Origin of the sequence: Deinococcus sp., assembly GCF_018260555.1 — a bacterium.
Classification (GTDB): domain Bacteria; phylum Deinococcota; class Deinococci; order Deinococcales; family Deinococcaceae; genus Deinococcus.
In genome coordinates this window covers 102,103-109,832 of record NZ_JAGLBB010000001.1, presented here as the reverse complement: position 1 = coordinate 109,832, position 7,730 = coordinate 102,103, and the positions used below count along the sequence as shown (strand labels likewise).

Here is a 7,730-nt window from a genome sequence, read left to right as displayed (position 1 = left end):
CGCAGCGCCGTGTTTCCCCTGACGCCCGAGCAGGACACCCAGACGCGCGAGGTGATCGCGGATCTGACCGCGCAGGCCGCGTTCGACCGGCCCATCGTGACCAGCATCGAGCCCGCCACCGAGTTCCACGTGGCCGAAGCCTACCACCAGGATTACTACGCGAATAACCCACGCCAGCCGTACTGCGTGGCCGTCATCGCGCCGAAAGTCGCCAAGCTCCGCACCTATTACGCCGACCGCCTGAAGGGCTGATACGGACTCTGACTGATGATACGGACTCTGACTGATGATACGGACTCTGACTGATGATACGGACTCTGACTGAAGGGTCTACGCCATCGCTTCCATCCCAGCGGACGCCCGTGGGAGGAGGGCGGGGTGCGGGCGACGGGTTGGCAGTCCCGTGCGGTGGGGGATTGTGACCCGAACAGACGGCAGACTGTCTCACCACCGCTTTACTCGCGCCTTTCCAGTTTCTCCAACCGTTTCAGCAGGTCCGCGCGGCTACGGGCGGCCAGCGGGTGCTTCAGCATCCGGCGCAGGTCGTCCGGCGTGACCGGCTGGCCCCGGAAGGTGCCGTGCAGGTCCAGGTGAAACAGGTCCCCGATGCTGGGCGCGCCGTCCAGGGCAGCGGGCGTCAGGGTGACCGGGTCGCCCGCCTGCACCGTCCCGGTCTGAAGAACGCGCGCGTACAGGCCGGGACGGCAGGCCAGCGCGAACCGCCGTACGAACGTCGGGTCGCCCAGGTGCGCGGCCAGCGTGGCGCAGGGAATGCGGGGCGCCGTGAGTTCCAGGATCACGCCCTGCGGCCCGGTACCCAGGTGCAGGCGGTCGCCCACGCGGAAGTCTGCGCTGTCCGGCCCGCCCAGGGTGAAGTTCTCACCGAACAGGCCGGGCCGCACTGCCAGTCCCTGCGCGGCCCACCAGTCGTAATCCGCGCCCGTGTACAGGTACACCGCCTGATCCGGCCCGCCGTGATACCGGGTGTTCAGGACGTGATCGCCAGCCAGGCCCAGCGTGCCCACCTGAATGGGCCCCCCGACCGGGCGTTTGTCGATACCACTGCGGGCGGCGCGCGCCCCGACCTTCAGCGCGGTCGCCTGCCCGACATTCACGTACCGGAGCTGGGCGGTCCCCGGAGGATGTGTGATGACAGGCGGCTGCGTGGTCATGCCCGCAGGCTACGGCACGCGCTCCCCTCGCGGAGCACGCTACCGCGTGCGCTGGTGACCTCCGCCCCCGTCTGCGGCGCGTCGGTGTGATGAAATGAAGGCTGTGAGCCCCGAGCCCCGCCCCCCCCGCCCCGCCTCTGTCACAGAGGCGTCCGCTCGTCGTCCGGGTCCGTCCCCGCAGCCTGCCCCCGATGCGGCGCTCGCGCAGGCCGGGCGCGTGCCGACCCTGGCGGTCCTGATGGGCCTGCTGATGACCAGTTCCACGCCGTTTCTGGCGGGCCTGCTTCAGGGTCAGACGCAGAACCTGGGCCGCAACGTGCTGTACACCTGCCTGACCGTGTTCCTGCTGGGCATGGTGTGGCGCGGCAGCGTATGGGCGTGGCGCCTGACCGTTGGTTTCTCGATGGTGGCGGGCCTGCTGGTATTCATCGTCGGCATGCTGGCGGGCTCGGTCGCGTGGCAGGGCTGGCTGGTCAGTGGTGCGGGACTCGTGTACCTGCTGCTGGGTACAGCGCTGGTGGGTACGGCGTCCATCCGTGCGTTCCTGAACAGTCGCTGGGCTGCCCGCACGCAGGGGCGCGTGGGGAGCCGCACATGAGCGGCCGGCGTTTCACGGTGGTCGGTACGAACAACCCGTTCACCTGCGGCCACTGCGGCGCGCCAGTCCAGCCGCTGCGCAACGGCAGCGTGCGCAACCACTGCCCCGAGTGCCTGCACAGCCGCCATGTGGACGTGCAGCCCGGCGACCGCGCCTGCACCTGCCAGGGCATCATGGAACCCGTCGCGGTCGAGCAGAGCGGCAAGAAAGGCTGGATCATCACGCACCGCTGCCAGAAGTGCGGATTCGAGGGTCGCAACCGCGCCGCGACCGATGATCCCGGACAGCCCGACCGCTGGGAGGCCCTGATCGCCGTCAGCGCCCGAAGACGCGACTGACCCACCATACGCACACCACCCAGGCACCCGAGCGGATCATCACGGAAATCACCCTCCGTCATGCCACTCCAGCGCAGACCCCTGCCGCCTCCTGCCAGGGTGCGCTCTGGGAGAGGACTTTGGATGGGTGCCACAAACAACGTGACGGCCGAGCAGAAATGCTCAGGGGGGCCAATTCGCTCTGCGGGGAGGGCGAGCCAGGGAGTCAGAGCGACAGACGGCAATCTCAGGAACCCGTCTGCCGTTCAGCAGCCCGCTCAACCAAGATGCGGCGGCATGCGCACGATGGTGAGCATGTACTGTCCGAGCGCCTGGATGGCCGCGTAGAACCGTCCGAACTCGACGGGTTTCACCACGTAACTGGCCGCGAAGGTCTGGTACGAACGCAGGATATCCTCCTCGGCCTGGCTGGTCGTCAGCATGATTACAGGAATCGTCATCAGGTTCGGGTCGCGTTTGATTTCCTGCAGGAATTCAAGTCCGTTCATGCGGGGCATGTTGATGTCCAGCAGAATCACGTCCGGACGGGGAATGCTCCCGGCCCCCACCTGCGCGCCGCCGCGGTGGGCGGCGCGCAGCAGTTCCAGTCCTTCCACGCCGTCACGGGCGACATGCAGGTTATTCAGCACGCCGGCCTCCGCAAAGGCCTCGCGGGTCAGGACGATATCTGCCTCGCTGTCCTCGACCAGCAGGATCTCGATGGGGGTCGGCAGCGCGGGCTGGGAGCTGTGGGCTATGGGCATGGCGGGTTCCTTGGGGTGGCAGGGTGCTGGGGTGGCTCTGATCGTGGGTCGGGGTGGCAATGGGGTACCGTGCCCCCTGGCTCGGTCAAGTCTGACAGCCCACTCTGAGTGCTGAGCCTGAGCAAACTTTACGCACCCGCCACGCAGCCTTGATGATCCCTTGACACATGCGTTGGCGGTGGTCAGGTCGAGGGAGAGGCATGCGTGCTTACTACCCCCGTGCAGTGTTCGGCGGCGCCGCCGCAATTTCTTCCGCACCTTTATCCGGCATGACACCTGTACCCGCGTGGGTAAACACCGCTCCTGCCCTATCCCTAACGAACGTCTGTTAGCCTCGGTCGCATGTCCTGGACCCATACCCGCCAGATCGGCCACGCGCAGGTTCACTCGCTGACCGACGGACAGTTCCGCCTTGACGGGGGCGCCATGTTCGGCAGCGTCCCCAAAACCCTTTGGGAACGCGCCGCGCCCGCCGACGACCTGAACCGCATCCGCCTGCGCATCAATCCCCTGCTGATCCAGATGGGCGGCGAGAACATCCTGATCGAGACCGGCTTCTGGGATCAGGGCGGCGAGAAATTCGAGGGCCTGTACGCCCTGGACCGCGACGAGACCGTTTTCCGGGGCCTGGACCGCCTGGGCCTGACCCCGGAAGACATTCACCTTGTCATCAACACGCACCTGCACTTCGACCACGCCGGGCGCAACGTCACCCTGCTGGGCGACCCGACCTTCCCGAACGCCCGCTACGTGGTGCAGCAGCAGGAACTCCGGGACGCCCTGCACACCCATGAACGCAACCGCGCCAGTTACATTCCCGCGTACATAGAGCCCATCCGGCACGCGGGCCTGTTCGACCTGATCGAAGGCGAACACGAGCTGCGCCCCGGCCTGGGCGTCCTGCCCTTACCCGGCCATAACCTTGGCCAGCAGGGCGTGGTCCTGCGCAGCGAGGGACAGACGCTGGTATACGTCGCGGACCTGATTCCCACCCTGGCCCACGCGCCGCTGCCGTACATCATGGGCTACGACCTGTACCCGGTCACCACGCTGGAAACCCGCAAAGCCCACCTGGGCGCGTGGTTCGAGCAGAACGCCATCATCTGCACCCCCCACGACCCGGACGCGCCCTTTGCCCGCCTGCACGAGAACCCCAAGGGGGGATTCACCCTGCAAGCTGACCGCTGAGACGGACTGCGATTGATTCGCTGCGGTTCCGATTGGGTCGGAACGGATGCCAGGCGGAAGAACAGACGCCCGTTTGAGGTTTGCAGCGGAATCCGTATGCGGCTCCGTACAAGGCCCGCCAGAAAGGACCGGGCGGGCCGTTCGCTGCCATCCTGGGAAGTAGAGCGGGGCAGGCCACCACCCCACTTTTCACGTTTTGCCTAGGCCGGGTGCAGCCCCGCGAATTCCAGCCCGGTCGTTTCGGGCCAGTCCAGGGCGATGTTCAGGCTCTGGATGGCGTGCCCGGCGGTGCCTTTGACCAGGTTGTCGATGGCAGACATCAGGACGACACGGCCGCTGTCCATGTCCATCTCGAAGCCGATATCGCAGTAGTTGGTGCCGTCGAGCAGCATGGGGTCCGGGTAGCGGTGGATGCCCTTGGCGACCTTCACGATGCGGATGAAGGGTTCCTGGGCGTACACCTCGCGGTAGGCGCTCCACACGTCGCGGTCGCTGTACCCGTCGGGAATCCAGGCCTGCGCGGTCGTCAGGATGCCGCGCACGCGGGGGGTGCTGATGGCGGTCAGGTGCAGCGGGAAGTGCCCCGGTAACTCCTGCTGCGCCTCGGCAGTGTGGCGGTGCCCGACGGGTTTGTACACCCGCAGGCTCCCGGCGCGCTCCGGGTGGTGGCTGCTGTCGCTGGCGCTCGCTCCGGCGGCGCTGCTGCCGACCAGTCCAGTGGCGATGATGTCCTTGGGCAGCAGTACGCCCAGTTTCAGCAGCGGGTACAGGGCCAGGATGACGCTCGTGGCGAAGCACCCGGCGCAGGCGATACGGGTTGCGCCGCGCAGGTCCTCGCGGTGCAGTTCCGGGTTGCCGTACACCCACTCGCCCAGTTTCGTGGGGGTGGGGTGATCCTCGCCGTACGTGGCGCGGTACACCGCGGGGTCTTTCAGGCGAAAGTCGGCCGAGAGGTCCACGATGATCTTGCCCTTGGCCTCGTACTCATCGATCTTCTTGGCGGCGCTGCCGTGCGGGAGGGCCAGCACGATGATGTCGGCCTCGTCCAGCTCGGCCGCGCGGCGGAATTTGAGGTTGGTGCGGCCGCGCAGGTTGGGGTGCACCATGCTGACCATGGTTCCGGCGTTGCGTTCGCTGGTGACCTGCGTGACGTTCAGGTGGGGGTGGTTCAGGGCGAGGCGCAGGAATTCGCCTCCGGCGTAGCCGCTGCCGCCGACAATGGCGACCGTTTTCTGATCGTGCATGCTCATCGCCGCGCAGCATACCCCGACCCGACCTCGCCTGTCGAGTGATATGTCATCTGGCTGTCAATGTATCAAATGAAAACCGCCTCCGGGGTGATCCGGGGGCGGCCTTCAGGCAGCAGCGCTCAGGCTTTCGCGGGCTGCGCGCCCTCCTTGCGGCGGCGGTTCCACTCCTCGAAGTACACCACCAGCGGCGCCACGATGTAGATGCTGGAGTACGTGCCGATCAGGATACCGACGAGCAGCACCAGACTGAAATCCCGCAGCACCGGCCCACCGAAGATCAGCAGGCTCAGCAGCGGCAGCATGGTGCTCACCGAAGTCATCACCGTGCGCGACAGCGTCTGGTTGATGCTGACGTTCACGATCTCGCGGTACGGGCGGCCGCGCATCTCCCTGATGTTCTCACGGATGCGGTCAGACACGATGATCGAGTCGTTCAGCGAGTACCCGATCAGCGTCAGGAGCGCCGCCACGCTGGCAATCGAGAACTCCAGGCCCAGCAGCGAGTACAGACCCATCACGATGGCCACGTCGTGCACCACCGCCAGGATGCTGCCCAGCCCCATGATGAAGTCAAAGCGGAAGCCCACGTACACCAGAATGAGCCCCATGCCCAGCAGCACGGCGTAGATGGTCTTCTGCGTCAACTCCTGACCCACGGCCGGCCCCACCGTCTCGGTGGACTGAACCTCGCCCTGCGGAAGCGCCGTGATCGCCCCGGTCAGCTTCCGAACCTCGGCGGTCGTCAGTTCCGGCACCTTGATGGTGTACGTCGCGCCGTCCACGCCGGGCGTCACGTCACGCTGCACCACGGTGCTCTGCCCGTTGATCTTCTCCACGCCCGCCCCGGTCGCGGCCTCCCGCACCTGCTCGGTCGTCGTGGCGGATGAAGTCTTGATGGCGACCGTCGTGCCGGACGTGAAGTCCACGCCGTAATTCATGCCCTTGCTCGCCAGGACGCCCGCACCCACCAGCGCCAGCAGCACGCTGAGCGTCGTGATGAACTTCGCCGGACGGATGAAATCAATCCGCGTGTCCTTGATCCACTGCGGCGCACTCATGTGCGGCCTGCGCTGCGAGAGCCACTCCATGAACCACTTTGCGAACACCAGGTTCGAGAAGGTCGCCGCGACCACGCCGATCATCAGCGTCACCGCGAAGCCCTTGACGGGGCCCGTCGAGTAGTTGTACAGCGCCAGCGCAGACAGCAGGTGCGAGGCGTTCACGTCCAGAATCGCGGCCCTGGAGTGATCGTACCCGGCGCGGATCGAGTTCTTGATGCCCTTGCCCCGGTACAGTTCTTCCTTGATGCGCTCGAAGGAAATCACGTTGCCGTCCACGGCCGCGCCGATGGTCAGCACCAGGCCAGCGATACCGGGCAGCGTCAACGTGGCTCCAAAGCCCGCCAGCATCCCCAGAATCACGATGCTGGAGAACAGCAGACCCAGCGCCCCCACCAGCCCAAACCAGAAACCGTAGTAAGCGAACAGCATCACGAACACCAGCGCGATCCCCACCAGGGCCGCCGTGGCGCCGCTGCGAATCGCGTCGGCCCCCAGCGTCGGCCCGATGGCCTTCTCGGCTTCCGTCCTGATCTTGATGGGCAGCGCCCCGGACTTCAGCACCAGCGCCAGCTGACTCGCTTCCTGCGCGTCGAAATTGCCACTGATCTGCACGTCACGGAACAGACGCTGCTGAATGGTCGCCACGCTCTGAATCTGATCATCCAGCACCACCGCCATCAGCTTCCCGACGTTCTTCCCGGTGAACTCCCCGAAGGTGTTGGCCCCCTTGTCCGTGTTCTGGAAGGTCACCACCCACCGCCCCGTCGTGGGGTCCGTGGCACTCTGCGCGTTCGAGATGACCTCGCCCGTCGCCTCGACCGGCCCCAGCTGCGCCGTCGTGTAGCCGCCAGTCTGCGGTTTCTCGCTGGCCAGCTTCGGGTCGGGTTTCGCGTTCGCCTGCACGATCCGGAATTCCAGGCGGGCCGTCTGCCCAATGATCTCACGCGCGCGGCTCTGGACGGCGGGAGTGGCCCCCGGAATCTCCACGACCACGCGCTTGCCTCCCGCGACCGTCACGGTCGGCTCGGCCACGCCCAGCGCGTTCACGCGGTTCTCGATGACGGTCTTCACGCGCTCCAGTTCTTCCTTGGTCGCCGACCCGGACTCTGGGGCCAGCTCGATCCGTAGGCCCCCCTTGAGGTCCAGCCCCAGCGTCATGAACTGGAACTTGTCGTTCCAGACGCTCCACACGTTGTCCTTATGTTCCCAGGGACGCCAGATGTACGCCACGCTGGCCAGCAGCACCAGCAGCAGCAGCAGGCCCGTGATCAGGCTCGGTTGACCGGCGGACGGCGCGGCGCGGCGCGGCGGCGGACGCCGACCGTTCTTGTTGCGATTGTTGCTGTAAGTCACGAACACACTCCAGAGAAAAGATTGAAA

General features: G+C 66.3%; 8 protein-coding genes. 4 read left to right on the top strand and 4 right to left on the bottom strand.

The window, feature by feature from the left end:
- Positions 1 to 252 (top strand): peptide-methionine (S)-S-oxide reductase (locus QZ271_RS00520; protein WP_291427972.1); only part of this gene is annotated, 252 nt, incomplete at its 5' end.
- A 203-nt stretch (positions 253 to 455) separates the two neighbouring features.
- On the opposite strand, the gene QZ271_RS00515 is transcribed toward QZ271_RS00520, so the two are convergent.
- A complete protein-coding gene (locus QZ271_RS00515) occupies positions 456 to 1,172 on the bottom strand; it encodes an MOSC domain-containing protein (protein WP_291427970.1) in 717 nt (238 codons plus the stop codon).
- A gap of 103 nt (positions 1,173 to 1,275) precedes the next feature.
- Here QZ271_RS00515 and QZ271_RS00510 point away from each other — a divergent pair, with 103 nt between their 5' ends.
- Both QZ271_RS00510 and QZ271_RS00505 read left to right on the top strand, forming a co-directional pair.
- A complete protein-coding gene (locus QZ271_RS00510; RefSeq protein ID WP_291427968.1) occupies positions 1,276 to 1,770 on the top strand; it encodes a hypothetical protein in 495 nt (164 codons plus the stop codon).
- Positions 1,767 to 2,108: an RNHCP domain-containing protein gene (locus tag QZ271_RS00505; protein WP_291427966.1), complete on the top strand. Its 342-nt coding sequence runs from the start codon at positions 1,767 to 1,769 to the stop codon at positions 2,106 to 2,108. Before QZ271_RS00510 ends, QZ271_RS00505 begins: the two co-directional genes overlap by 4 nt.
- Before the next feature lie 257 nt (positions 2,109 to 2,365).
- Here QZ271_RS00505 and QZ271_RS00500 read toward each other — a convergent pair whose 3' ends face one another.
- A complete protein-coding gene (locus QZ271_RS00500) occupies positions 2,366 to 2,851 on the bottom strand; it encodes a response regulator (RefSeq protein WP_291427964.1) in 486 nt (161 codons plus the stop codon).
- A gap of 342 nt (positions 2,852 to 3,193) precedes the next feature.
- On the opposite strand from QZ271_RS00500, the gene QZ271_RS00495 reads away from it, so the two are divergent.
- The gene (locus QZ271_RS00495; protein ID WP_291427962.1) at positions 3,194 to 4,039 is read left to right on the top strand and encodes an MBL fold metallo-hydrolase; all 846 of its coding nucleotides are present in this window, start codon (positions 3,194 to 3,196) and stop codon (positions 4,037 to 4,039) included.
- A 200-nt stretch (positions 4,040 to 4,239) separates the two neighbouring features.
- Here QZ271_RS00495 and argC read toward each other — a convergent pair whose 3' ends face one another.
- Positions 4,240 to 5,289 (bottom strand): N-acetyl-gamma-glutamyl-phosphate reductase, encoded by a 1,050-nt coding sequence (gene argC / locus QZ271_RS00490; protein ID WP_291427960.1) that lies wholly within the window; start codon positions 5,287 to 5,289, stop codon positions 4,240 to 4,242.
- A 119-nt stretch (positions 5,290 to 5,408) separates the two neighbouring features.
- The gene (gene secD / locus QZ271_RS00485; protein WP_291427957.1) at positions 5,409 to 7,703 is read right to left on the bottom strand and encodes a protein translocase subunit SecD; all 2,295 of its coding nucleotides are present in this window, start codon (positions 7,701 to 7,703) and stop codon (positions 5,409 to 5,411) included.
- Positions 7,704 to 7,730: the final 27 nt, after the last annotated feature.